Genomic DNA, 24,654 nt, shown 5'->3' on the forward strand with positions numbered 1-24,654 from the left:
GTGTTGTTCCAGCGAAAACAGGGGCAAAGGTTGAAATCGACCTTTTAAAGCGCCACTTGTTCCGCAACAATCTAGAAGAGTGTTCGGGTTGCCTCCCAACAGCCCGTCAACGCCCGGTTTGCGGCCGGGCCGCCTGAAAGGAAAAAGACATGACGCAGAATGCGCCAGCAGCGGAAAACGCTGCGTTCCCGGTGTTGCCATTGCGTGACATTGTGGTTTTCCCCCACATGATCGTTCCTCTCTTCGTTGGCCGCGAGAAATCGATCCGCGCCCTGGAAGAGGTCATGAATGCCGACCGACAGATCATGCTGGTTACCCAGGTCAATGCCAGCGACGACGATCCAGCGCCCGACGCGCTTTACCGTATTGGCACTATCGCCAATGTGCTTCAGCTTCTGAAGTTGCCCGATGGCACGGTGAAAGTGCTGGTCGAAGGCAAGTCGCGCGCGGCCATTGGTGATATCCGGCTGGAGAATGACTTCTACGAAGCCACTGGCGAAGTGCTTGGCGAGCCGGAAGAAGACCATGTCGAAATCGAGGCCCTGTCCCGTTCTGTGGTGTCCGAATTCGAAAACTATGTGAAGCTCAACAAGAAGGTGTCGCCCGAGGTCGTGGGTGCTGCGGGTCAGATCGAGGACTACTCGAAACTGGCCGATACCGTTGCCTCGCATCTTGCGATCAAGCTCACCGAAAAGCAGGAAATGCTGGAAACCACCAGCGTTAAGGGCCGCCTGGAAAAGGCGCTCGGCTTCATGGAAGGCGAGATCTCGGTCCTGCAGGTCGAAAAGCGCATCCGGACCCGCGTTAAGCGGCAGATGGAGAAGACCCAGCGCGAGTATTATCTCAATGAGCAGATGAAGGCCATTCAGAAGGAACTCGGCGAGGGCGAGGATGGCCGTGACGAAATGGCCGAGTTGGAAGACCGTATCAAGAAGACCAAGTTTTCCAAGGAAGCCCGCGAAAAGGCCGATGCGGAGATGAAGAAGCTCCGCAACATGAGCCCGATGTCGGCGGAAGCGACCGTGGTGCGCAACTATCTTGACTGGCTCACCGGCCTGCCGTGGAATTCGAAGTCGAAGGTCAAGCGTGACCTCAAGCTTGCCGAAAAGGTGCTTGAGGAAGACCATTTCGGCCTCGAAAAGGTTAAGGAGCGCGTGGTTGAATACCTTGCGGTGCAGGCGCGCGCCAAGAAACTGAAGGGCCCGATCCTGTGCCTCGTCGGCCCGCCCGGCGTCGGCAAGACCTCGCTTGCGCAGTCGATCGCCAAGGCAACCGGTCGCGAATATGTGCGGATGGCGCTTGGCGGGGTCCGTGACGAGTCGGAGATCCGTGGTCACCGGCGCACCTATATCGGCTCCATGCCCGGCAAGGTCGTCCAGTCGATGAAGAAAGTCGGCAAGAACAACCCGCTTTTCCTGCTCGACGAGATAGACAAGATGGGTGCCGATTTCCGCGGCGATCCGTCGTCTGCCTTGCTTGAGGTGCTGGACCCGGAACAGAACTCGACCTTCATGGATCACTACCTGGAAGTCGAATACGATCTGTCCAACGTGATGTTCATCACCACCGCCAACACGCTCGACATTCCCGGCCCGCTGATGGACCGCATGGAGATCATTCGCATTGCTGGCTACACCGAACAGGAAAAGCTGGAAATCGCGAAGCGTCACCTGCTGCCCAAGGCGATCCGCGAGCATGCGTTGAAGCCGGATGAGTTTTCGGTCGACGATGCGGCATTGGAACGAACGATCCAGCAGTACACCCGCGAAGCGGGCGTGCGCAGTCTGGAACGCGAGCTGATGAAGCTTGCCCGCAAGGCTGTGACTGAAATCGTCAAGGGTGATGCGAAGGCTGTTCACATCAACGCTGACAATCTCGAGGACTATCTCGGCGTTCAGCGCTTCCGTCATGGTGAAGCGGAAGGTGAAGACCAGGTTGGTGTCGTGACGGGTCTCGCCTGGACCGAAGTTGGTGGCGAGCTGCTGACGATCGAAGGCGTGATGATGCCCGGCAAGGGTCGTATGACCGTTACCGGCAATCTGCGCGATGTCATGAAGGAGTCGATTTCGGCGGCGGCATCCTATGTCCGTTCGCGTGCGGTCGACTTCGGCATCAAACCGCCTATGTTCGACAAGACTGACATTCACGTCCATGTTCCGGAAGGCGCAACGCCCAAGGACGGACCGTCTGCCGGTGTTGGCATGGCCACTGCGATCGTCTCGGTGATGACCGGAATTCCGGTGAACAAGAACGTGGCAATGACGGGTGAGATCACCCTTCGCGGCCGTGTGCTTCCCATCGGCGGACTCAAGGAGAAACTGCTTGCGGCTCTGCGCGGCGGTATCACCAAGGTGCTGATCCCGGAAGAGAATGCCAAGGACCTTCCCGAGATCCCGGACAATGTGAAGAACGGTATGGAGATCATCCCCGTATCGCATGTGGGTGATGTTCTGCGGCATGCTCTTCTGGAGATGCCGCAGCCGATTGAATGGGACCCGAACGCCGAACCTGTTGCGATTTCCACCGATGAAACAGACGGCGAATCGGTCAAGTCTGTGGCGCATTGAGGCCGTAATGTCGCCACTTTTCAGGGGCTCCTGTGGAAAAGGGGCCCCTGAGGTTGTCCTTTGGTCGGCCTTTTCCTCACAATTTGGCGCAAGCCTATTGCAATTCCCTGAAACGCAGGGCTTTTGAAGTCAGCGGGTGCCGGTCATTGCGTTGCCGACATTCCAGAAACAAAAGATCCGTTTCGAACCATTTGAGAAAGGGTGGAAACATGAACAAGAGTGAACTCGTAGCCTCCGTTGCCGAAAAGGCCGGTCTGTCCAAAACCGATGCTGCTTCTGCTGTCGACGCCGTATTCGACGCCGTACAGGGCGAACTGAAGAACGGCGGCGAAGTGCGCCTTGCTGGCTTTGGTGCCTTCACCGTTTCGCACAGCGCGGCGCGCAAGGGCCGCAACCCGTCGACGGGTGCGGAAGTAGACATCCCGGCCCGCAATGTTCCGAAGTTCACGGCTGGCAAGGGTCTCAAGGAAGCTTGCAACTCCTGATCTGCCGTCTCATGAATGGCGCACAAACCCGGGGCTTTTCGCTCCGGGTTTTTTGTTGTGTTTTGTTGACGCTCAGTTACCAAAGCCTGCGCATAATTTTGTTGCGACAGGCGAGCGGCTTCACTAAGTCTTGCTGCATGAACACAGCCGGGCGCACAGGTGTGCTGCCGGAACATTCTCGGGGCGGGGCGCAATTCCCCACCGGCGGTAAGCGTTGATGACGCAAGCCCGCGAGCGCCTTTCCGATGAAGATCGGAAAGGGTCAGCAGATCCGGTGAGATACCGGAGCCGACGGTTACAGTCCGGATGAAAGAGAATGCAAGCTGCCGGAGGGGTCGCCGATCGCCGCCGGTGACATGCGTCGTCCCGTATTGCGCGCGCCTTGAGGCGCAGTGAAGGATCGAGACAGGCATGAGCAAGGCAATCTATCGTTCTCCCGCATTGACCGGCGCCTTCTGGATGGTGCTTGCCGGGGTGGTTTATGCCGCCGGCAATGTGCTGATCCAGCAATTGACGATGAAGATGGGTTTTGCCGCATCGTCGGTGGCCTTCTGGCAGTATGGCATCGCCTTTCTGTTTGCCATACCCTATCTCTGGCGCACCGGCCTTTCGGTGATGCGCAGCGCCTTTCCCGGTCAGCATATCGCTCGCGTGGCGCTTTCCGCTCTGGGTGTGCAGGCCTGGGCTATCGGCCTGGCATCGGTTCCGATCAGCCAGGCGATCGCGCTGGTGATGACTTCACCGTTCTTCATCATCGTCGGCGCCAGGGTCTTTCTCGGCGAGCGCGTCGGTCCCTCGCGATGGATTGCGACTGCAACCGGCTTTTCCGGCGCGGTGCTGATCCTTCAGCCCTGGTCCGAGAGTTTCACTTGGGCGGCGCTCCTTCCGGTTCTGTCTGCGCTTCTGTGGGGTGGCACATCGCTGATCACCAAGAAGCTGACAGCCCATGAACGTCCGGAATCGATCACGGTCTGGCTGTTGATGCTGCTGACGCCGATCAACGCCATCGTCGCAGTGGGCGGCGGCTTCGCCGTGCCCACAGGAGATGCTATCTGGATTATGCTGGCGCTCGGCTTGATGACTGTATTGGCGCAGTATTTCCTGACACTCGCCTATTCCCGTGCCGATGCCGCCTATGTGCAGCCTTTCGACGATCTGAAGCTGCCATTGAATGTTCTCGGCGGCTGGCTGGTGTTCGGCTTCGCGCCCGACACGTTGTTCTGGATCGGCGGTGTAATGATCCTGGCGGCCTCTCTTTCGATTTTGCTGATTGAGCGGCAGAAGGAACGCTGAGTGTCACCGTCGCGTCATTAAGTCGTAATCATCCTGTCACAGGCGTGACGCACAACCCTCCGGTATCTCATTCCTGGAGGGAAAACCATGAAACTCCGCCTTTCCGGCGCTGCGCTCTCAGCCGCGCTTTTGACGTCTGTTGCCATTCCGGCGTCCGCAGAACCTGTTTTCAACCGTATCGCCGTTTTCAGCGTTGCCGAGAACCTGCCTGCCGATGTGGATGCGATGAGTGAAACTTCGGCGGAGATCATCGCCGCGAGCGAAGACGGCACTATGCTTGTCTATTCCGACAGTCCTCTGGAAGCCGTCGGTCTGATCGACATCACCGATCCGCGTGCGCCCAAGCCCGCCGGCACCATCAAGCTGGACGGTGAGCCGACATCGGTCGCCGTTTCGGGTGCAAAAGCCTTTGTCGGCGTTAACACCTCGGAAAGCTATACGGCGCCTTCAGGCTTCCTGGGGGTTATCGATATCGCATCCAAGACTCTTGAAGCCCAATGCGATCTCGGCGGCCAGCCCGATTCGGTTGCCGTGTCTCCCGATGGTTCGATCGTTGCCATCGCCATCGAGAATGAACGCGATGAAGACCTGAACGACGGCGTAATTCCGCAGATGCCGGCCGGCGATCTGGTCATTATCGCGTTGAAGGACGGTGCTGCTGATTGCGCGACCACGAAACACGTCGCCATGACCGGCTTTGCGGAAATGACCGCCCCGAGCGATCCGGAGCCGGAATTTATCGACATCAATGACGACAATGAGATCGTCGTAACCCTGCAGGAAAACAATGGCCTTGTGATCGTCGACGGCAATACGGGTGAGGTGAAGAACCATTTCTCCGCCGGTACGGTTGATCTGACCGGGATCGACACCGAAAAGGATGGCAAGCTCGACTTTACCGGGTCGCTGACCGGCATTCCGCGCGAGCCCGACACTGTCAAGTGGCTCGACAATGACCGTTTCGTCATCGCCAATGAAGGCGACTACAAGGGTGGTTCTCGCGGCTTCTCGATCTTCTCCGACGCCGGTGAGCTGCTGTATGAAGCTGGTGCCTCATTCGAACGCGCCGTTGCCGCTATTGGTCATTTCCCTGACAAGCGTGCGGGCAAGAAGGGTGTCGAGCCGGAAGGCCTCATCACCGGCACGTTTGGCGACAAAAACTACCTTTTCGTCATGTCCGAGCGTGGTTCTGTCGTGGGCGTCTACGACGATAACGTCCAGGAGGCTCCCGAACTGGTTCAGCTTCTGCCGTCCGGGCTCGCTCCGGAAAGCGGTGTTGCGATCCCGGCTCGCAATCTGCTGGTCACAGCCAATGAGAATGACCTCGGACCTGACGGCGGCGTACGCGCCCATGTCATGCTCTATGCCTATGAAGAGGGCGAGGCTGCCTATCCGCAGATCGCCTCGGACGCTTCCCGCGATCCGCTGATCGGTTTCGGCGCGCTTTCCGGCCTTGCGGCAGACCCCGAGGACGCCTCGAAACTCTACGCTGTCAATGACAGCTTCTATTCGGGCCAGCCCTCGGTGTTTATCATCGACGCTTCAAAAAAGCCGGCGATGATTACCGATGCTATCCGCGTGACGCGTGACGGCAAGCCTGCCGAAAAGCTCGACCTTGAAGGTGTTGCCGTGGACGGTAATGGCGGCTTCTGGCTTGCTTCGGAAGGGAACCCGGACAAGGAGGTGCCGCATGCGGTGCTTCATATCGACGGCTCCGGTGCGATCACCGAAACGATCAATCTGCCGGAAGCGCTCCTTGCCCACCAGACGCGATTCGGTATGGAAGGCATCACAAAGGTCGGCGAGGGCGATGCCCTGACGCTGTGGATGGCCGTTCAGCGCGAATGGGGCGATGACACCAAGGGGCTTGTAAAGCTCCTGGCCTACACCCCGACAACAGGTAAATGGGGCGCCGTGTCCTATGCGCTGGAAACGCCTGAAAAAGGCTGGATCGGTCTTTCGGAAATCACGGCCAGTGGCGAGACTGTTTACATTGTCGAGCGCGACAACCAGATCGGCGACGCCGCCAAGGTCAAGAAGCTCTTCAAGGTGGCACTCTCCGACCTGAAACCGGCGCCAATCGGTTCAAAGCTTCCGGTGGTTGAAAAGCAGGAAGTCACCGATTTGCTGCCGCTGATGAAGTCGGCCACCAACGGCTTCGTTGTAGACAAGATCGAAGGTTTCACGATTGCTGCCGATGGCACGGCCTATGCTGTGACCGACAATGATGGCGTTGATGACAGCTCCGGCGAAACTCTGTTCTTCAAGGTCCCGATGGGTATGTAACGCCCAGCACAGATCCGCTCGGGTGGCGGCGATGCCGCCCGATCTTCAGTATGGCCGCGGCGCAAGATGCGTCGCGGTCTTTTTTGTCTTTGCCACGATACGCAAAAGGGCCGGTCGTCGGACCGGCCCGTTCTGAAATCGGTGTGGCTGTGCGTTCGATCAGCGATCGGCTACGGCGACAAAGTCGCGTTCGGCTGCACCCGTGTAAAGCTGGCGCGGGCGGCCGATGCGCTGTTCCGGATCCTCGATCATCTCGTTCCACTGGGCAATCCAGCCGACGGTACGGGCGAGTGCGAACAGCACTGTGAACATGGAGGTGGGGAAACCCAGCGCCTTCAGGGTGATGCCGGAATAAAAGTCGATGTTCGGATAGAGTTTCTTCTCGATGAAGTACTCGTCCGTCAGCGCAATCCTTTCCAGCTCCATGGCGACGTCGAGAAGCGGGTCATCCTTGATGCCGAGTTCGCCGAGAACCTCATGGCAGGTCTTCTGCATGATCTTGGCGCGTGGGTCATAGTTCTTGTAGACGCGGTGACCGAAGCCCATCAGGCGGAAGGGGTCGTCGCGGTCCTTTGCCCGGTCGATATATTCAGGAATACGGTCGACGGAACCGATTTCCTCAAGCATGTTGAGGGCGGCTTCGTTTGCGCCGCCATGGGCCGGGCCCCACAGGCAGGCAATACCGGCGGCGATGCAAGCGAACGGGTTCGCGCCCGAAGAGCCGGCAAGACGCACGGTCGAGGTCGAGGCGTTCTGCTCGTGATCTGCATGCAGAATGAAGATCCGGTCAAGCGCGCGCGACAGGATCGGGTTGACCTTGTATTCCTCGCACGGCGTGGCGAAGCACATGTGCAGGAAGTTTGCCGCGTAATCGAGATCGTTGCGCGGATAAACGAAGGGCTCGCCGACGTGATATTTATAGGCCATCGCCGCAATCGTCGGGATCTTTGCGATCATGCGGACGCTGGCGATCTCACGCTTGTAGGGATCGGTAATATCGATCGAGTCGTGATAGAAAGCCGACATGGCGCCAACAGCGCCACAGATGATTGCCATCGGGTGGGCATCGCGGCGGAAACCGGTGAACAGCCGCGTCAGCTGTTCGTGGATCATGGTGTGATGGGTGACGCGGAAATCGAAATCCTTCTTCTGCGTTGCCGTCGGCAGTTCGCCGAACAGCAGCAGGTAGCACACTTCCAGGAAGTCGGCGTTTTCGGCCAGCTGATCGATCGGATAGCCGCGGTGCAAAAGAATACCGTTGTCGCCATCGATATATGTGATCGTGGATTTGCACGATGCTGTCGAGGTGAAACCGGGGTCGTAGGTGAACATGCCCGACTGCTTGTACAGGCTGTTAATGTCGAGCACTTTTGGACCGAAGGTGCCTGCTTCGACGTTCAGATCGAATTCCTGTCCGTCAAAGGTGAGTTTGCCAGTTTCCGTCATGCTATCCTCCAAATCTTCCAGCGCGGGACGCGTGATAAACACGATCAAACGTACCAACTAGGTATAGGATCGATGCGCCGCTGCCAAGCCGCTGAATGGTTCATGTTGCGGTGCGATTGATGATTTATAATTGCGTTTAGCAAGTTTTTTGATGTTCTGAAAAGGAAAATCTTCTGCTCACTCTGTTCTGCAATGTTGCATTTCAACCTCTGCGGTCACACCATACTTTCGGTTGAGTGTGGGCGGGCGCGATGGGAGAGGGTGAGATACAGTCTGCGGGAGTTGAAGCGCGCACCGGATCGGGGGCCGCTCGTGGGACCTCACGTGCTGTAACAACGAAATTTGGGCCTTTCCGCAATCCTGCCTCAGATGTTTCCGGACTTCACCAACAGGCAAGACCCGCGCGTCTTGCCTCCGTAGTTTCGGAGGAACTGTCGTTCGGACGCGCCTTTCTGTTCGCGCCGCTATTCTTGGCTTTTGGAGCCACATGGTGGTTTTCAAGGCCGGTATCGCCGTTGTCATGGGGGCTTTGGCTCTACTGGTCGGTTGCTGTGCTCACTGCTTTTGCGTTGCGCCATGGTGGAGCAGGCAAACGTCTTGTCGCGGGATTGATCGCGCTTTTTCTCACTGGTGCCATATTCGCGCAGTCTGAGACCGTCAGACGCGCCACGGTGATGCTCGATCTGCCGGTGACGACCCATGTAACGGGTGTAGTTGATGCGCGTGAGCCGACCGAAAACGGATGGCGCTATGTGGTGCATGTTGTCGCCACGGATGATCCGGTCATTCATCGTCCGCCGCAGCGTGTAACCCTGGTTGCCCGCGGCAATTTGCCGCCGGTGGACATCGGCGGCGCATTGACCGGGCTCGCGCGTCTTTCGCCGCCATCCGGGCCAGCCTTGCCCGGGTTGGTCGATTTCGGTTTCCTGTCCTATTTCGACGGTATCGGGGCCGTCGGGTTCTTCTACGGCGCTCCGGACGCGGTTCCGGGAGGTGCTGTCGAAGCGAAGCAGGGCGCATTGCAATCCACCGGTCTGTTCATGCGTCACGGTGTTGAAAAGCTGCGCGGTACAATTGCCGGACGGATCCGTGCTGTTCTGCCTGGAGAATCGGGCGCCTTCGCCAATGCGATTATCACCGGACAACGCCGCGCGATGAGCAGCGACACGCTGGAAGCGCTGCGGAATGCCGGTCTCGCACATGTCATTGCCATTTCCGGGCTCCACATGGCACTGGCTGCAGGCATCTTTTTCCACTCTGCGGCTGCTGTTATCGCTCTCGCCGAAGGCGAGCGCAGCTATCGCAACCAAGAAACTTGCGGCGGTGGCCGCCATTGCTGCTGCCGGTTTCTATCTGCTGATTTCAGGCATGCAGGTTTCGGCCCAGCGCGCCTTTATCATGCTTGCCATCATGCTGGCGGCGACAGTCGCGGACCGTCCGGCGATCAGCATGCGCAATGTCGCGCTAGCGGGCTTTGCGATACTCGCGGTCTCGCCGTCGGAAGCGGTTGGCCCGGGCATGCAGATGTCGTTTGCGGCAACACTGGCGCTGATTGCGGGCTACAGCGCGTGGCAGAGGCGCGCCTTCGCGCGTCCGGACAAGATGCCGAAGCACAATCTGTTCCGTCTCGTCGCGTTGGGCATTTTCGGTATCCTGATGACTGCGTTGATTGGTGGGCTTTCGACCGCGCCGATCGCGATGGCTCATTTTCAGCGCATTGCCAGCTATGGTTTGCTTGGCAACCTGCTGGCCATGCCGATCGTGACCTTTCTGGTCATGCCAGCCGGCCTGTTGGCGATGTTGGCCATGCCGCTCAATCTTCACGCGCCCTTTCTTCTGGTCATGGGCTGGGGGCTCGATCGGGTGATGTCTATCGCAGCGTGGGTCGATCATCTCGACGGCGCGCTCGACAGTGGGGCCATGCCACCGGGATTTCTTTTGCTGTTCTTCATCGGCTTCATGCCGTTGGTTCTGTTGCGCACGCGACTGAGGCTTGCCGGGCTGGTGCCGATCGCATTCGCATTTGCGTTGCCGGCATTTTCTGATGGCAACAAACCGCAACTTTTGTTGATCTCGGAAGACGGTTCGCTGGTCTCGATCATTCGAGGGGATAAGGCCGCGCTCAGTAAACGCCGGCCCCCGGCCTTTGTTTTCGATCAGTGGCAGCGCGCCCTTTCCATCAAAGTCAAGCTTCCGCCCGTCGAAACAGAAAACATCACGGCCCAGTTCAATGGCGCGGACCGGTTCGACCATCTGGGCGAAACCCGAACAGCAACAGCAAGAGCAGCGCTAGCCGAAAATCTGAAGGCGGCGCGCGACAGCCCCGGTCTGTTCATCTGCGAGAGAGGCGAATGGTGTGTGGCGTCATTAACCGGTACTGGTCCGACGGTTGCGCAGATCTTCCGGCCTGCTCTGACAGGCCCCGCATGCGACCTGGCCGACATCATCGTCAGCGTCTATCGTCCCGGATTTCAGACATGCTATTCCGGGAGCTTCCTTATAACGCCGTCATTAAGGCGCCAGACCGGCACGTTGCAACTTGCCGTCATCACGGACACGGACGATCCTGACCCGGCAGCCCTGAGTGCCAGTCCAGTCAGTCTATGCGAAAAGAAACAGGTCTCCGTCACGCCCGCAGTCACCACGACAGGCCGACAATGGAACATGCATCGCCTCTACAATTGGCGCCGCGATGAATATGCCGAGCCGGTGATTCTACCGCACCGGCTCAATTTTGTCAGTGATAGCGGCGGATCAGACCAACGAGCTTGCCCTGAACCTTGACCTTGTCGGCCGAAAATATCCGGGTTTCGTACGCCGGGTTGGCAGCCTCCAGCGCAATCGACGCCCCCTTGCGGCGGAAGCGTTTCAGCGTGGCTTCTTCATCATTCACCAGCGCAACGACAATATCGCCGGGGGAGGCGGTGTTAATGTTGCGGATAATCACGGTGTCACCGTCGAAAATACCGGCCTCGATCATCGAATCACCCTGAACTTCCAGAGCGTAGTGCTCTCCGCCTCCCAGCATCTCTGCCGGGACGGCAATTGCATGAGTATTGTCCTGAATAGCTGAAATCGGAACGCCGGCTGCGATCTCGTCCCATGACGGGAATGTCGGCAGAGCCGCTGTCATTCCCCGCGACGAGCGGCTTGCTTTCGGCCTGCGTCTTGCCGAGGCTGCCTTCGATCACGCTCGGCGAGAAGCCCCGGCGTGGCGGCTGTGCAACCATGTTTTCGGGCATGCGGAGGATTTCCAAAGCCCGCGCGCGGTTTGGAAGTCTGCGGATGAAACCGCGCTCCTCAAGCGCTGTGATTAGACGGTGGATGCCGGACTTGGAAGCTAGGTCGAGTGCTTCCTTCATTTCATCGAAAGATGGGGGAATGCCTGTTTCCTTCATCCGTTCGTGGATGAAATAGAGCAGTTCCTGTTGTTTGCGCGTCAGCATCTGCAGCCCCTTGCTTTCGAAACAAATACAGAACGTTTATATCTGTTCTCACTGTGTTCCGCAAGCTGCAAATGCCGCCAGCACCGGAAGCAGCACCCGGTGATGCAGATTCGGTCTCGGATCACAGCTGTAGATGAACAATTGCTGAAAGTCTGAAGGAGGGGGATCTGTGTTGCAAAGTGGTGAGAGCGCAGGGGTTCGAACCCTGGACCTACTGATTAAAAGTCAGTTGCTCTACCGGCTGAGCTACGCTCTCCCGAGCCGGGTGACCGGCTGAAAGTGGGCGGAACATAGAAAGGGTCTTGCAGAAGGTCAACCGGAAATTCAGCCTTGAGGCGACAATTTGCCCTCAAGCCTCGCGCGCAGAAAGGTGATTGGAATTGATGGCAGGCCTGGTTTAAGGAACCGGTTGTTCACGCGCCGCTTTTCCGGCGGTTTTTTGCTGTTGCCGGGCGCCTTTGCGCCTCGGCCGATGGGATGGGAGACATTCTGGTGTCGATTGGCGATATTTCCCTTTGGACCGCGCTTCTCGCCGGCGCGTTGTCGTTTCTCTCACCTTGCGTTCTGCCGCTGGTGCCGCCCTATCTCTGTTACATGGCCGGGATTTCGGTCGACCAGTTCAGGGGCGATACCAAAGTCAGGACGGCAAGCGTTCTTCTGCCGGCACTGTTCTTCACGCTTGGCTTTGCAACGATCTTCGTGGCGCTCGGGGCAGGGGCATCCTCTATCGGTCAGCTCTTGCGGCAATACATGGACCTTCTCTCAAAGGTCGGCGGCGTCATCATCATCATCATGGGGCTGAATTTTCTCGGCGTGCTTCGTATTCCGTTTCTGTCGCGCGAGGCGCGGTTTCATGGCGGCGGCAAGCCGGCCAGCATCTCCGGCGCCTACGTGATGGGTCTCGCCTTCGCCTTTGGCTGGACGCCCTGCATCGGGCCTGTTCTGGGCGCGATACTCGCGGTTGCCGCGACAAAGGCAACGGTTTCAAACGGTGCGGTTCTGCTGGCGATTTATTCGCTCGGCCTGGCTGTGCCTTTCTGGATCGCCGCTCTTTTCTCGGGGGCATTCATGCGGTTCCTGTCGCGTTTCCGTAAGCATCTGGGCGCGGTCGAAAAAACCATGGGTGCACTGCTGATTCTGACCGGTCTTGCCTTTCTTTTCGGCTTCATTGCCGATATGGCGATCTGGTTCCAGCAGACCTTCCCCGTTCTGTCGCAAATCGGCTAGGGCCTGCGAAACCCGGGTTTCGCGCAATGACAGACATTTTTGAGCTTTTGTTTCCCTTCTTCGGGCTGATTGCTGTCGGCTTCATCGCCGCCAAGATCATCCGTCAGCCGGAATCGGGCCTCGTCTGGCTGAACGTGTTCATCATTTATGCGGCACTGCCAGCTCTGTTTTTCAAGCTTGTCTCCAACACGCCATTCGATCAGCTCACAAGGCTTGATTTCATTTCGGTCGATCTGATGGCGACCTACAGCGTGTTTGCACTGCTGTTTGCGGCCGGTTTCTGGTGGAAGCAGAATGGCGTGCGTGAAAGCACGATCCAGGCCTTTGCCGGCTCATATGGCAATATCGGCTATATGGGCCCCGGGCTTGCACTTCTGGCGCTGGGAGAGGCCGCGGCTGTCCCCGTCGCTCTGATCGTGTGTTTCGAAAATGCACTGCATTTCATCGTCGCACCGACGATCATGGCTGTGGCCGATGGCAAGGCCGTCCGCAAGGCGCAGCTTGCCCGCCAGGTGCTGACCAAAGCGCTGCTGCATCCCTTTATTGTCGCCACGGCGCTGGGCTTTGCCGTCGCCGCCAGCGGGATCGATATGCCATCGGCCTTTGAGCGGCTGGTGGACTATCTGGCACAGGCGGCTGCCCCTTGCGCGCTTTTTGCGATGGGGGTCACCCTGGCGCTTCGCCCGGTCAAACGCGTGCCGGCGGAAATCGGCTATATCGTGCCTGCCAAGCTTGTTCTCCATCCGCTACTGGTTTTCACCTTCATGATGATCCATGGCGGCTTCGATCCGGTCTGGGTGGAAGCGGCTGTGCTTCTGGCCGCACTTCCGACCGCGACCAATGTGTTTGTCATCGGTCAGCAATATGGCATCTGGTACGAGCGAGCATCCGCCACCATTCTGATCACAACAGTGTGCTCTGCGGCAACGCTCGCCATTCTGCTCGCGCTGATCGACGGCGGGGTTTTGCGGTTTTAGCTGGTGAAAAGCGCCCTGACGCCTCTCAACGGCTGCACGCCCTCGCGCATGGCGAACTGGCGCAGCGGCGGCACGGACGACAGCATGAAGAGCCCGGCCGAACGGGCAAGCTGGGCTGGAATGAAATCGGCCAGCAATGAACGGTTCAGCAGATCGACGCTTGCGGTTCTGCTCCAGACGTCGGATTTGCGCAGGACATCGTAGCGATCTCCTGCACGTGCCGAAACCTTCGAGCCGTCAATGCCATCCAGCATGCGGGCAAGGCGCATGATGTCGCGCAGGGAGAGGTTGAGCCCCTGTGCGCCGATTGGCGGAAACGCATGGGCGGCCTCGCCGACAAGCACTGCGCGGCCCTTGCCGAAACGGCTGGCGACCATGGAGGACAGCGGCCATTTCTGCACCGGCCCCTCGACAGTGACGGCGCCAAGCAGCGACTGCATGCGCTCCTCGATCGCGGCAGCAATATCGACCTCGGGCCGTGCGACCATCGCTTCGGCCGCCGGTGTGTCCATCACCCAGACCAGACTGGAGCGGTTTTTGTCCGGCAGCGGCACCTGGGTGAACGGTCCACCGCGCGTGTGGAACTCGGTCGAAATATCGTCATGGGGCAGGGCGTGGCTGAAATTCAGCACCACTGCGGATTGTTTATAGGACCATGTCTTCACGCCGATCCCGGCACTTTCACGCACATTCGAACGGCGCCCGTCGGCACCGACGACAAGGTCTGCTGTCATCGGATCGCCACCGGCCGTCGTGATCGAAACGGTATTTTTGTCGACCGTAACGGCATCTGCCGTGGTCTCGAGATGGGTGATGTTCGGTTCGGCTGCGACGGCGTCCGTCAACTTGCCAACGAGAACCCTGTTCGGAATGTTGTAACCGAAGGCCTCCAGATCGATCTCGGCCGAACGGAAGCTGACGGTCGGCGCCCTTACCAGGCGGCCGGTGCCATCGATGATGCGCATGGTTTTCAAAGGTGCAGCTTCCGGCTTGATCGACTGCCACAGGCCGAGACGGGCAAGAAGCGCGATCGAGTGGTCCATCAGCGCCGTTGTCCGGTGATCGCTGACATTGGGCGAAGGTGCCACCAGAGCGACACGCCGTCCGGCACGGGCAAGAGCCAGTGCTGAAATCATTCCGGCTGGTCCGCCGCCAATTACGGCAATCTCAAAATCCGACATTCCTGACACCTCGTCTCAACATGGAGCTGTTGGCTACCGATATAATGCGACTGACATGGTTTTGCCCTGAAAAATTCTGGAAAAACATGTTTTTTTTGTACCTCGGCACGGTTCTGGTGCATTGTATGAGAGACAGGCATCCACATGCAGAAATCAACGGAAATCGAATGGGTTTATTCAGTCAACGCAAAGTTCCCTATGCCGAAATCAGGGCGTTTTCCGTCCACATTCTGACAGCTTCAGGTTCGTTTCTGGCTTTCCTTGGTGTGGTTGCCGCCGCCGAGGGACGATTCGTTGCCATGTTCTGGTGGCTGGCCGCCGCCCTGCTGGTCGATGGCATTGACGGGCCGATCGCGCGCCGGCTCAAGGTCAGTGAAGTGCTGCCGAGCTGGTCCGGCGTGATGCTGGACAACATCATCGACTATGTCACCTATGTTTTGCTTCCGGCCTTCGCGCTCTACCAGTCGCACATGATCGGCGAACCGCTGTCCTTCGTTGCTGCGGCGCTGATCGTGGTGTCCAGCGCGATCTATTACGCCGACAGTGGAATGAAGACCGACGAGAACTTTTTCTCCGGCTTTCCCGTGGTCTGGAATATGGTGGTGTTCTCTTTCTTTGTGATTCAGCCATCCTCGCTGCTGGCCATGGCGATTGTCATCGCCTCGGTCGCGCTCACCTTCGCGCCGGTGAACTTTTTACATCCGGTGAGAGTGAAGCGGTTGAGGCCGCTGAACCTTGGCGTATTCGCGGTTTGGTGCGTCACCGGGTTCATCGCGCTGCTTGCAAATTTTGATGCTCCGGTCGTTGTCGAGGTCTTGTTCGTGATCAGCGGCGTCTACCTTTATCTGATCGGAATAGTGCTGCAATTCCTGCCGAAACTTGGCTCTCACGCTGCTGAAACCCGTGCGGAGTTTTGAAGCGGTGAATGACGCAGGCGAATAAATTCGTTGAGAGGCAGGCAAAAGTCATTGCGTTTCAATGAGGGTTCGTGCTTCATTTGTACGCAATACAGGGGATGTTCTATTTTTTAGTCAATTTCCGGATGTGATGTCGACATTTGCGGCAGCACCGGGTGCGCGTTTTCGGGTCGATACCGGAGGACAATTTGAACCAAAATAATAAACTGGCGAGCGGGTCATTGCTGTCCGTCCGGGGTCTGACCAAATATTTCGGCAGTTTTGCCGCTTGCGACGGCATTGATCTCAATATCGACAAGGGCGAAATCCATGCGCTGCTCGGCGAAAACGGCGCCGGCAAATCAACACTGGTAAAAATGCTGTTCGGGGTGTTGGAGCCCTCCGATGGCGAGATATTGTGGAAAGGAAAGCCACAGCGCATCGAAGCGCCGGCCGCCGCCCGCAAGATCGGCATTGGTATGGTGTTTCAGCACTTCTCGTTGTTCGAGGCGCTAACGGTCGCTGAAAATATTGCCCTTTCGCTCGATCCCGGTATCTCGCTTGCAAAAATCGCGGAAGAATCACGCAGGCTGTCCGTTGAATATGGTTTGCCTCTTGACCCGCGCGCCCATGTCGCCGACCTGTCTGTCGGCGAGCGCCAGCGCATCGAAATCGTGCGTGCGCTGTTGCAGAACCCAAGCCTGATCATTCTTGACGAACCGACCTCGGTTCTGACCCCGCAAGAGGCGGACCGACTGTTTGAGACGCTGGCCAAACTGAAGGCCGAAGGTCGTTCAGTGCTCTATATCTCCCACCGTCTGGAGGAGGTTCAGCGCATTTGCGACAAGGCCACCGTGCTGCGCCATGGCAAGGTGACCGGTGCCTGCAACCCGCGCGACGAGACAGCGTCGTCACTGGCGCGGATGATGGTTGGCGGGGAGGTTTCCGAGATTTCCCGGCCGGAGGCCATGAAGACCGGAAGGGTTCTTCTGGAAGCCAAGGGGCTGAATGCACCGGCTCGCACGCCGTTCGCAACGGCACTCAAGGACATCTATCTTGAAGTAAAGGCCGGCGAGATCCTCGCCATTGCGGGTGTCGCCGGCAACGGCCAGTCGGAGTTGTTCGATGCGCTGTCGGGGGAATACCCGGTGGTGGACAATATCAGTGTCCAAATCGAGGGCCAGCCGGTTGGGGCCAGAGGGATCAACTATCGCCGCAAACTCGGCGCGGGATTTGTGCCAGAGGAGCGCCACGGCCATGCCGCTGTCACAGGTATGACGCTTTCGGAAAACCTTATTCTGGCCCGTAACCAGGCCGAATCGGAAACCTTTCTGGCCGGAGGACCGCTCAGGATCATCCGCCGTGCCGTGGCCCGCGCACGCACCGGGCAGATTGCCGGATTTATGGATGTGCGAAAGAGTGGCGAAAATCCGGCGGCCGGTTCGCTTTCCGGCGGCAATCTGCAGAAATTCATCGTCGGCCGCGAGCTTGACCGCCAGCCAAAGGTCATCATCGTCAACCAGCCAACCTGGGGTGTGGATGCGGGCGCTGCCGCGCATATCCGCCAGTCTCTGGTCGATCTTGCCAAATCGGGGTCCGCCGTTCTGGTCATCTCGCAGGACCTCGACGAAATTTTCGGAATTGCCACAAGGATCGCCGTGATTTCCGAGGGCCGACTCTCGGATAGCCATCCAGCCGAAACCATGACCCGCGAGCGGATCGGTTTGTTGATGGGCGGTATTCATGGCGAGGAGGCGGGCAGGGATGCCGAGCTGGAGACTGCCGATGCGCATTGAACTTGAACGGCGCGCCGACGGCTCGCCGCTGTTTTCGTTGCTGTCGCCACTGATAGCATTCGGCCTGACGGTGTTTTTCGGTGCGATCATGTTTGCGCTGTTGGGCAACGACCCGGTCGAGGCGCTCTATCTCTTTTTCATCGAACCGTGGTTTGATGTCTGGTCCTTGCATGAGCTGATGATCAAGGCCGCCCCCCTGATCATGATCGCGGTCGGCCTGACGGTCTGCTACCGCTCCAATCTCTGGAATATCGGCGCCGAAGGGCAGTTCACTATCGGCGCGATCGTCGGCTCCATTGTGCCAGTCTATTTCTACGAGTGGTCCTCGCCCCTGCTCTTGCCGATCATGTTGGTGATGGGCGCTGTGGGCGGCGCGCTATATGCGGGTATTCCGGCGCTCCTGAAAAACTACTTCAACACCAATGAAATCCTGACCTCGCTGATGCTGGTCTATGTCGCACAGCTTTTCCTTGACTGGCTGGTGCGCGGGGCATGGCGTAATCCGGAGGGCTTCAACTTCCCGCAGACTCGCGAATTTGTGGACGCGGCCATGTTGCCCGAAATGGTTGCTTCGGGCCGGGCGCATTATGGTTTCGCGCTCGCCATTCTAGCGGCATTGGTGGTCTGGTTCATGATGCGCTTCACCCTGAAAGGGTTTGAGGTCAACGTCATCGGTCAATCGCAGCGGGCAGGGCGATTTGCTGGCTTTTCCTCCAGGCGCATGGTCTGGTTCGGATTTCTTCTGTCCGGAGGGCTTGCGGGTCTTGCCGGCATCAGTGAGATTTCCGGCGCGCTCGGCTATCTGCAGCCGCAGATCTCGCCCGGCTATGGCTTCACCGCCATCATCGTTGCTTTTCTGGGGCGTCTCAATCCGCTGGGCGCCATCGTCGCCGGTCTTGTGCTAGCGCTGACCTATATTGGCGGTGAAGGCGTGCAGTTCACACTCGGTGTCTCCGACAAAGTGACCCGCGTGTTCCAGGGCATGCTGCTGTTTTTCGTTCTCTCCTGCGACACGCTGATCCTGTACAAGGTGCGGGTGATTTTCGCGGGCAAGGCGTCTGAGGGGAAAGCGTCATGATTGTCGAAGCCATTCTCCTGACCGTTATCACCGCATCGACTCCGCTGGTTCTGGCTGCAATCGGCGAACTCGTCTGCGAGCGGGCCGGTGTTTTGAATCTCGGTGTCGAGGGCATGATGGTAATGGGTGCCGTTGGTGCTTTTGCCACCGCCCATGCCACCGGATCGCCCTATCTCGGCATGCTGGCGGGCCTTGCGACCGGCGCGGTTTTCTCGCTTCTGTTCGGGTTCCTGACGCTGACATTGGTTGCCAATCAGGTTGCAACCGGTCTTGCGCTGACCATTCTCGGCCAAGGGCTTTCCGCGATGATCGGCGAAAGCCTGGTCGGTCGTGCCGGCATCAAAATGCCGTCGCTCGATTTCCCGGTGCTTTCCGACATACCCTTTATCGGTCCGTTGTTGTTCGATCAGGATCTGTTCTTCTATCTGTCGATCGCGATTGTGGCCGCCGCCTCATGGTTCCTGTTCAAGACCCGCAAGGGTCTGGTCCTGCGTGCCGTCGGCGACAGCCATGCGTCTGCCCATGCGCTCGGTATCAATGTCATCGGCATCCGCTATCTCGCGGTCATGTTCGGCGGCGCCTGTGCCGGGCTTGCGGGTGCGCAGCTGTCACTGGTCTACACCCCGCAATGGACCGAAAACATGGCGGCGGGCAGGGGCTGGATTGCACTGGCGCTGGTGGTGTTTGCCTCTTGGCGCCCCTGGGGTGTGCTGCTCGGCGGCTACCTCTTCGGCGCGGTCACCATCGGCCAGCTGCATGCCCAGGCCTTCGGTATCGCCATTCCTTCGCAGTTCCTGTCGGCGCTGCCATATGTGGTGACCATCCTCGTCCTCGTCATCATCTCGCAGAACCGCAGGATGACGCTCATCAACACGCCGGCGGCGCTTGGCAAACCCTTTGTGCCGGACCGCTAGCCGCGTTAAACTTGTCATTTCAGATCAAACCGAAAGAGGTGAACGATGAAATCCCTGAAACTTACACTGGCTGCCTCCGCGGCAGTTATCGCCGGCTTTGCCGCCTCGGGCGCCAGCGCCCAGGAAGATGTCAAAGCCTGCTTCGTCTATGTCGGCTCGGCAACTGACGGCGGCTGGACCCAGGCGCACGATATCGCACGCCAGGAGCTGGAAGATACGCTCGGTGTGGAAACCGCCTACATCGAAAACGTGCCGGAAGGCCCGGATGCCGAGCGCGCCATCGAACGCATGGCCCGTTCCGGCTGCACCGTCGTCTTCACCACCTCCTTCGGCTTCATGGAACCGACGCTCAAGGTCGCCGCCAAATATCCGGATGTGAAGTTCGAACACGCCACCGGCTACAAGACTGCCGACAATGTCGCGACCTACAATTCGCGCTTCTATGAAGGCCGTTATATCTCCGGCGTCATTGCTGGCTCGATTTCCGAAAGCGGCATTGGCGGCTATATCGGCTCCTTCCCGATTCCCGAAGTGGTCATGGGCATTGATGCCTTCCAGCTCGGCGCACAGTCGGTCAACCCCGACTTCACCACCAAGATTGTCTGGGCCAATACCTGGTTCGACCCAGGCCGCGAGGCTGACGCCGCCAAGGCGCTGATCGACCAGGGGGTCGATGTTCTGGCGCAGCACACCGACACCACCGCTCCGATGCAGATTGCTGCAGAGCGTGGCGTCAAGGCCTTCGGTCAGGCATCCGACATGATCGAGGCCGGCCCCGAAACCCAGTTGACGGCGATCCTCGATACCTGGGCGCCTTACTACATCAAGCGCGTTGAAGCGGTTCAGAACGGCACCTGGGAATCCGAACAGAGCTGGGACGGTCTGAAGGACGGCATCCTGTCGATGGCGCCCTATACCAATATGCCCGACGATGTGAAGGCATTGGCCGAGGAAACCGAAGCCAAGATCATCTCCGGTGAGCTAAAGCCGTTTACCGGTCCGGTTTCGCTGCAGGATGGGTCCGAATGGCTTGCCGAAGGCGAAACCGCCGATGACGGTACACTGCTCGGCCTTAATGTTCTGGTTGAAGGCGTTGACGGTTCCATTCCAAGCTCGGAATGATCACGCTTCTCTCAATCGCTTCAGAAAAGGCGTCCGCAAGGGCGCCTTTTTTGTTGCGCCGTTGTCTTTGCCGGAAACCGATAAACTTCATTCATAATTTTTGAATAGGTCTCGTGCACGATTCAGCTAAAAGCGGTAACCGGTTCGTAAATGGAGGTTTTATGTCACGCAGCGCTCTGGCCATCGTTCTTGCCGCCGGCGACGGCACAAGGATGAAATCCGACAAGACCAAAATGCTGCACGCAGTGGCAGGACGTGCGATCGCAGCGCATGTGGTTGAGACCGTTGGCCGCTCAGGCGTGGACGAGACCGTCCTTGTTGTCGGCCGCGACGGGGAAAAGGTCGCGGCAGCTTGCGCAGAAGCTGGGCGGATAGGCAAGACCTTCGAGCAGAGCGAACGCCTTGGTACCGCCCATGCTGTGCTCGCCGCGCGCGAAGCCATTGCCGCCGGCTTTGATGATCTCATCGTCACCTATGGCGACACGCCGCTGGTGACCGCCGAAACCCTGGACAAGGCCCGCAAGGCACTTGCCGAAGGCAGCGATGTCGTCGTCATCGGTTTCGAGGCTGCCGACCCCACCGGTTACGGCAGGCTGCTGGTGCGCAACGGCGCACTGACGGCCATTCGTGAAGAAAAAGACGCGAGCGGCGAAGAGCGGGCGGTCACACTCTGCAATAGCGGACTGATGGCAATCAACGGCCGCCGCGCGCTCGAATTCCTCGATGCAATCGGCAATGACAATGCCAAGGGCGAATTCTATCTGACCGACGTCGTTGAGGTGGCGTTATCTAAGGGCGGCAGCGCTAGCGTGGTGATGGCCGATCCAGACGAGGTGCTCGGCTGCAACAACCGCGCGGAGCTGGCCGAACTCGAGCGCATATGGCAGGTGCGCCAGCGTCGCGAACTGATGCTCTCCGGCGTGACCATGATTGCGCCGGAAACGGTGTTCTTGTCCCATGACACCGAGATTGGCCCCGATACCGTGATCGAGCCCAATGTCTGGTTCGGTCCCGGCGTGCGGATTGCCGGCCATGTCACTATCCACGCCTTCAGCCATATCGAGGGCGCCACGGTTTCTTCCGGCAGCCAGATCGGACCGTTTGCGCGGCTCAGGCCGGGCGCGGTGCTTCATGACGATGCCAAGGTCGGCAATTTTTGTGAGGTCAAAAACGGCGACATCGGTGCCGGCGCCAAGGTCAATCACTTGAGCTATATCGGCGATGCCAGCGTCGGTGCCAACGCCAATATCGGCGCTGGCACAATCACCTGCAATTATGACGGCCTCAACAAGGCCAAGACCGTGATCGGTGAAAACGCCTTCATTGGTTCGAATTCGGCACTGGTCGCCCCTGTCGCCATCGGTGACGGCGCCTATGTCGGATCCGGCAGTGTGATCACCAAAGATGTTCCGGACAATGCGCTGGCCATCGGCCGAGGCCGGCAGGAAAACCGGGAAGGGCGCGCCGAACTGATCCGTGCCCGCTCGCTTGCCATCAAGGCTGCAAGACAGTCCCAGAAGTAGAAATTCAGCGGAGATTTTATCGGAATGTGCGGAATTGTCGGAATTGTCGGCTGCGAACCGGTCGCGGAACGCCTCGTAGACGCTCTGAAGCGGCTTGAATATCGCGGCTATGATTCCGCAGGCATCGCCGTAATCGAAAGCGATGGCGCGCTTTCCCGTCGCCGTGCGCCGGGAAAGCTTGAAAACCTGCGGACCCGTCTGGCCGAAGATCCCGTCGACGGCGTCACCGGCATTGCCCACACCCGCTGGGCCACCCATGGCGTGCCCAACGAGATCAATGCCCACCCCCATATCGCCGGCGAAGTGGCGGTAGTCCACAACGGCATCATCGAAAACTTTGCCGAGCTGCGGAACGAGCTGTCTTCCGAAGGCGCCGTCTTCGAAACCGATACCGATACCGAGATCGTGGCGAAGCTGCTGGAGCGCTATCGCCATGAAGGCATGGCACCGCGCGACGCCGTTTTGGCGATGCTGCAGAAGGTGACCGGTGCGTTCGCGCTGGTGATCCTGTTTCAGGACCGGCCGGAAACGCTCTATGTCGCCCGCTACGGCCCGCCGCTTGCCATCGGTTACGGCGCGTCGGAAATGTATGTCGGTTCGGATGCGATTGCGCTGGCGCCTTTTGCGGATGGTATCTCCTATCTCGAAGACGGTGACATGGCGATTGTCGATCGCGATGGGGTCGAGTTCTGCGATTTTTCAGGACTTCCGGTCACCCGCAACCGTCAGCCGCTGCAGCTTTCCGCAATGCTGATCGACAAGGGCAACCACCGCCACTTCATGGAGAAGGAAATCTTCGACCAGCCCGAGGTGATTTCGCACACGCTTGGCCATTACTGCGATTTTGCCCACCAGCGCGCCCAGACGGATGACGATGGCATTGATTTCTCCAAGGTCTCGCGGCTTGCGATTGCCGCCTGCGGGACGGCTTATCTGTCCGGTCTGATCGGCAAATACTGGATCGAGCGTTTTGCCCGGCTGCCGGTTGAAATTGATGTTGCATCGGAATTCCGTTACCGAGAAATGCCGCTGTCGTCAGACCAGCTTGCGCTGTTCATCTCTCAGTCCGGTGAGACCGCCGATACGCTGGCGTCGCTACGATATTGCAAGGCCAATGGTGTGAAAACCGGTGCGCTTGTGAATGTGACCGGCTCAACGATAGCGCGCGAGGCCGACGCGGTTTTCCCGATCCTGGCGGGGCCGGAAATTTCCGTGGCCTCAACCAAGGCGTTTACCTGCCAGCTGGCACTGATGGCGTCACTGGCGCTCAGGGCGGGCCGCGAACGCGGGACGCTGACGCTCGATGAAGAGCAGGCGCTGGTCCATCAATTGTCCGAAGTGCCGCGGCTGATGAACAAGGTGCTGCATTCCGTTCAGCCTCAGATCGAGCGGCTGGCGCGTGAGCTGTCGCGCTTTCATCATGTGCTCTATCTCGGCCGCGGCACCAGCTATCCGCTGGCGCTGGAAGGCGCGCTGAAACTGAAGGAAATCACCTATATACATGCCGAAGGCTATGCGGCCGGAGAGCTGAAGCACGGGCCGATTGCGCTGATCGACGAAAACATGCCCGTCATCGTCATTGCGCCGCATGACCGTTTCTTCGAAAAAACGGTGTCGAACATGCAGGAAGTCGCCGCCCGCGATGGCCGTATCGTGTTCATCACAGACGAGGCGGGTGCTGCGGCATCCGATCTCAAAACCATGGAAACCATCGTGCTGCCGGATATGCCGGAATTTATTGCGCCGATGGTGTTCGCGCTTCCGATCCAGCTGCTGGCCTATCATACGGCCGTGTTTATGGGCACTGACGCCGACCAGCCGCGCAATCTGGCCAAGGCCGTGACCGTGGAGTGAGGCAGATCAGGCCTGGCCGCTGATGAGCGTGATAGTCTGTGCTGAAGGGAGGATCAAACAATGATAATTCGTCGCGAACGCCCCGGTGATGTCAGCGCCGTCGACACGCTCGTTCGGCGTGCCTTCGATGGTCACCCCTATAGCGATGGCAGCGAGCCGGATATCATACGGCGACTTAGAAAGGCCGGCGCATTGTCGCTTTCGCTGGTGGCGGAAGAGGGCGGGCGGGTTGTCGGTCAAGTCGCCTTTTCGCCGGTGGGTTTTTCAGGTGGTGCCGCCGACTGGTTCGGTGTCGGCCCGGTCGGCGTCGATCCCGATCACCAAAGGAAGGGTATCGGCTCGGCGTTGATGATCGGCGGCATAGAGCTTTTGAAGGATGATGGCGCGAAGGGCGCAATACTGGTCGGTGATCTCGGTTTTTATGCTCGGTTCGGCTTTCGGACGGAGGACGGCGTTTCACACGAGGGCGTTCCGCCGGAAAACCTGCTTCTGTTGCCGTTTGACGATGAGATGCCGTCCGGCGAGGTTGCCTTTCACCGCGCCTTTTTCGGCGAGATCTGAAA

The 24,654-nt window shown here is 58.8% G+C and carries 17 protein-coding genes, 1 tRNA gene, 2 pseudogenes and 1 riboswitch; of the genes and pseudogenes, 16 read left to right on the top strand and 4 right to left on the bottom strand.

Features of this window, described 5'->3' with window-relative positions; translation table 11 throughout:
- The first annotated feature begins 149 nt into the window (after positions 1–149).
- The 4 genes from lon (at position 150) to AC0L7L_RS06755 (ending at position 6,631) form a co-directional block, all read left to right on the top strand.
- The gene (gene lon / locus AC0L7L_RS06740) at positions 150–2,567 is read left to right on the top strand and encodes an endopeptidase La (protein WP_473512950.1); all 2,418 of its coding nucleotides are present in this window, start codon (positions 150–152) and stop codon (positions 2,565–2,567) included.
- A 209-nt stretch (positions 2,568–2,776) separates the two neighbouring features.
- Positions 2,777–3,052: an HU family DNA-binding protein gene (locus AC0L7L_RS06745; RefSeq protein ID WP_018066007.1), complete on the top strand. Its 276-nt coding sequence runs from the start codon at positions 2,777–2,779 to the stop codon at positions 3,050–3,052.
- A gap of 170 nt (positions 3,053–3,222) precedes the next feature.
- A riboswitch (FMN riboswitch) is annotated at positions 3,223–3,374 on the top strand.
- Positions 3,375–3,463: 89 nt separating this feature from the next.
- A complete protein-coding gene (locus AC0L7L_RS06750; protein WP_272211023.1) occupies positions 3,464–4,345 on the top strand; it encodes a DMT family transporter in 882 nt (293 codons plus the stop codon).
- 87 nt (positions 4,346–4,432) lie between these two features.
- A complete protein-coding gene (locus AC0L7L_RS06755) occupies positions 4,433–6,631 on the top strand; it encodes an esterase-like activity of phytase family protein (RefSeq protein WP_473512954.1) in 2,199 nt (732 codons plus the stop codon).
- Positions 6,632–6,790: 159 nt separating this feature from the next.
- Here AC0L7L_RS06755 and gltA read toward each other — a convergent pair whose 3' ends face one another.
- A complete protein-coding gene (gene gltA / locus AC0L7L_RS06760) occupies positions 6,791–8,077 on the bottom strand; it encodes a citrate synthase (RefSeq protein WP_272211029.1) in 1,287 nt (428 codons plus the stop codon).
- Between the two features lie 1,154 nt (positions 8,078–9,231).
- Here gltA and AC0L7L_RS06765 point away from each other — a divergent pair.
- Positions 9,232–9,288, top strand: a pseudogene (locus AC0L7L_RS06765) (hypothetical protein); the annotation flags it as partial.
- 112 nt (positions 9,289–9,400) lie between these two features.
- Entirely contained in the window at positions 9,401–10,861 is a 1,461-nt protein-coding gene (locus tag AC0L7L_RS06770; RefSeq protein ID WP_473512956.1) for a ComEC/Rec2 family competence protein, read from the top strand.
- Here the strand turns inward: AC0L7L_RS06770 and lexA are convergent.
- Together lexA and AC0L7L_RS06780 are read right to left on the bottom strand one after the other, a co-directional pair.
- Positions 10,815–11,523: pseudogene (gene lexA, locus AC0L7L_RS06775) on the bottom strand (transcriptional repressor LexA). The gene AC0L7L_RS06770 and the pseudogene lexA overlap by 47 nt on opposite strands.
- Before the next feature lie 180 nt (positions 11,524–11,703).
- Positions 11,704–11,779: transfer RNA gene (locus AC0L7L_RS06780), tRNA-Lys, on the bottom strand.
- Between the two features lie 236 nt (positions 11,780–12,015).
- Between AC0L7L_RS06780 and AC0L7L_RS06785 the strand changes: the two genes are divergently transcribed.
- Both AC0L7L_RS06785 and AC0L7L_RS06790 read left to right on the top strand, forming a co-directional pair.
- A complete protein-coding gene (locus AC0L7L_RS06785) occupies positions 12,016–12,750 on the top strand; it encodes a cytochrome c biogenesis CcdA family protein (protein ID WP_473512957.1) in 735 nt (244 codons plus the stop codon).
- A 26-nt stretch (positions 12,751–12,776) separates the two neighbouring features.
- Positions 12,777–13,727 (top strand): AEC family transporter, encoded by a 951-nt coding sequence (locus tag AC0L7L_RS06790; protein ID WP_272211041.1) that lies wholly within the window; start codon positions 12,777–12,779, stop codon positions 13,725–13,727.
- On the opposite strand, the gene AC0L7L_RS06795 is transcribed toward AC0L7L_RS06790, so the two are convergent.
- Positions 13,724–14,908, bottom strand: a complete 1,185-nt coding sequence (locus AC0L7L_RS06795) for a UbiH/UbiF family hydroxylase (RefSeq protein WP_272211042.1) — start codon at positions 14,906–14,908, stop codon at positions 13,724–13,726. The genes AC0L7L_RS06790 and AC0L7L_RS06795 overlap by 4 nt on opposite strands.
- Before the next feature lie 167 nt (positions 14,909–15,075).
- Here AC0L7L_RS06795 and pcsA point away from each other — a divergent pair, with 167 nt between their 5' ends.
- The 8 genes from pcsA to AC0L7L_RS06835 all read left to right on the top strand — a co-directional run bounded on the left by pcsA (position 15,076) and on the right by AC0L7L_RS06835 (position 24,652).
- Positions 15,076–15,825 carry a phosphatidylcholine synthase gene (gene pcsA / locus AC0L7L_RS06800; RefSeq protein ID WP_473512960.1) on the top strand — a complete coding sequence of 250 codons (750 nt, stop codon included), beginning with the start codon at positions 15,076–15,078 and terminating at the stop codon, positions 15,823–15,825.
- A gap of 188 nt (positions 15,826–16,013) precedes the next feature.
- Positions 16,014–17,600: an ABC transporter ATP-binding protein gene (locus tag AC0L7L_RS06805; RefSeq protein WP_473512962.1), complete on the top strand. Its 1,587-nt coding sequence runs from the start codon at positions 16,014–16,016 to the stop codon at positions 17,598–17,600.
- On the top strand, positions 17,590–18,678 hold the full coding sequence (locus tag AC0L7L_RS06810) for an ABC transporter permease (protein ID WP_473512964.1): 1,089 nt from the start codon (positions 17,590–17,592) through the stop codon (positions 18,676–18,678). The genes AC0L7L_RS06805 and AC0L7L_RS06810 overlap by 11 nt, the downstream gene beginning before the upstream one ends.
- Positions 18,675–19,592 carry an ABC transporter permease gene (locus AC0L7L_RS06815; protein ID WP_272211048.1) on the top strand — a complete coding sequence of 306 codons (918 nt, stop codon included), beginning with the start codon at positions 18,675–18,677 and terminating at the stop codon, positions 19,590–19,592. The genes AC0L7L_RS06810 and AC0L7L_RS06815 overlap by 4 nt, the downstream gene beginning before the upstream one ends.
- Positions 19,593–19,637: 45 nt before the next feature.
- Positions 19,638–20,714, top strand: coding sequence for a BMP family ABC transporter substrate-binding protein (locus AC0L7L_RS06820; RefSeq protein ID WP_473512967.1), 1,077 nt, complete (start codon positions 19,638–19,640; stop codon positions 20,712–20,714).
- Positions 20,715–20,875: 161 nt separating this feature from the next.
- Positions 20,876–22,237: a bifunctional UDP-N-acetylglucosamine diphosphorylase/glucosamine-1-phosphate N-acetyltransferase GlmU gene (glmU, locus tag AC0L7L_RS06825; RefSeq protein WP_473512969.1), complete on the top strand. Its 1,362-nt coding sequence runs from the start codon at positions 20,876–20,878 to the stop codon at positions 22,235–22,237.
- Positions 22,238–22,261: 24 nt separating this feature from the next.
- Positions 22,262–24,091: a glutamine--fructose-6-phosphate transaminase (isomerizing) gene (gene glmS, locus AC0L7L_RS06830; RefSeq protein ID WP_272211054.1), complete on the top strand. Its 1,830-nt coding sequence runs from the start codon at positions 22,262–22,264 to the stop codon at positions 24,089–24,091.
- Between the two features lie 60 nt (positions 24,092–24,151).
- Positions 24,152–24,652 carry a GNAT family N-acetyltransferase gene (locus AC0L7L_RS06835; RefSeq protein WP_272211055.1) on the top strand — a complete coding sequence of 167 codons (501 nt, stop codon included), beginning with the start codon at positions 24,152–24,154 and terminating at the stop codon, positions 24,650–24,652.
- Positions 24,653–24,654: the final 2 nt, after the last annotated feature.

It is taken from the genome of Martelella sp. K41-7, from assembly GCF_055808365.1.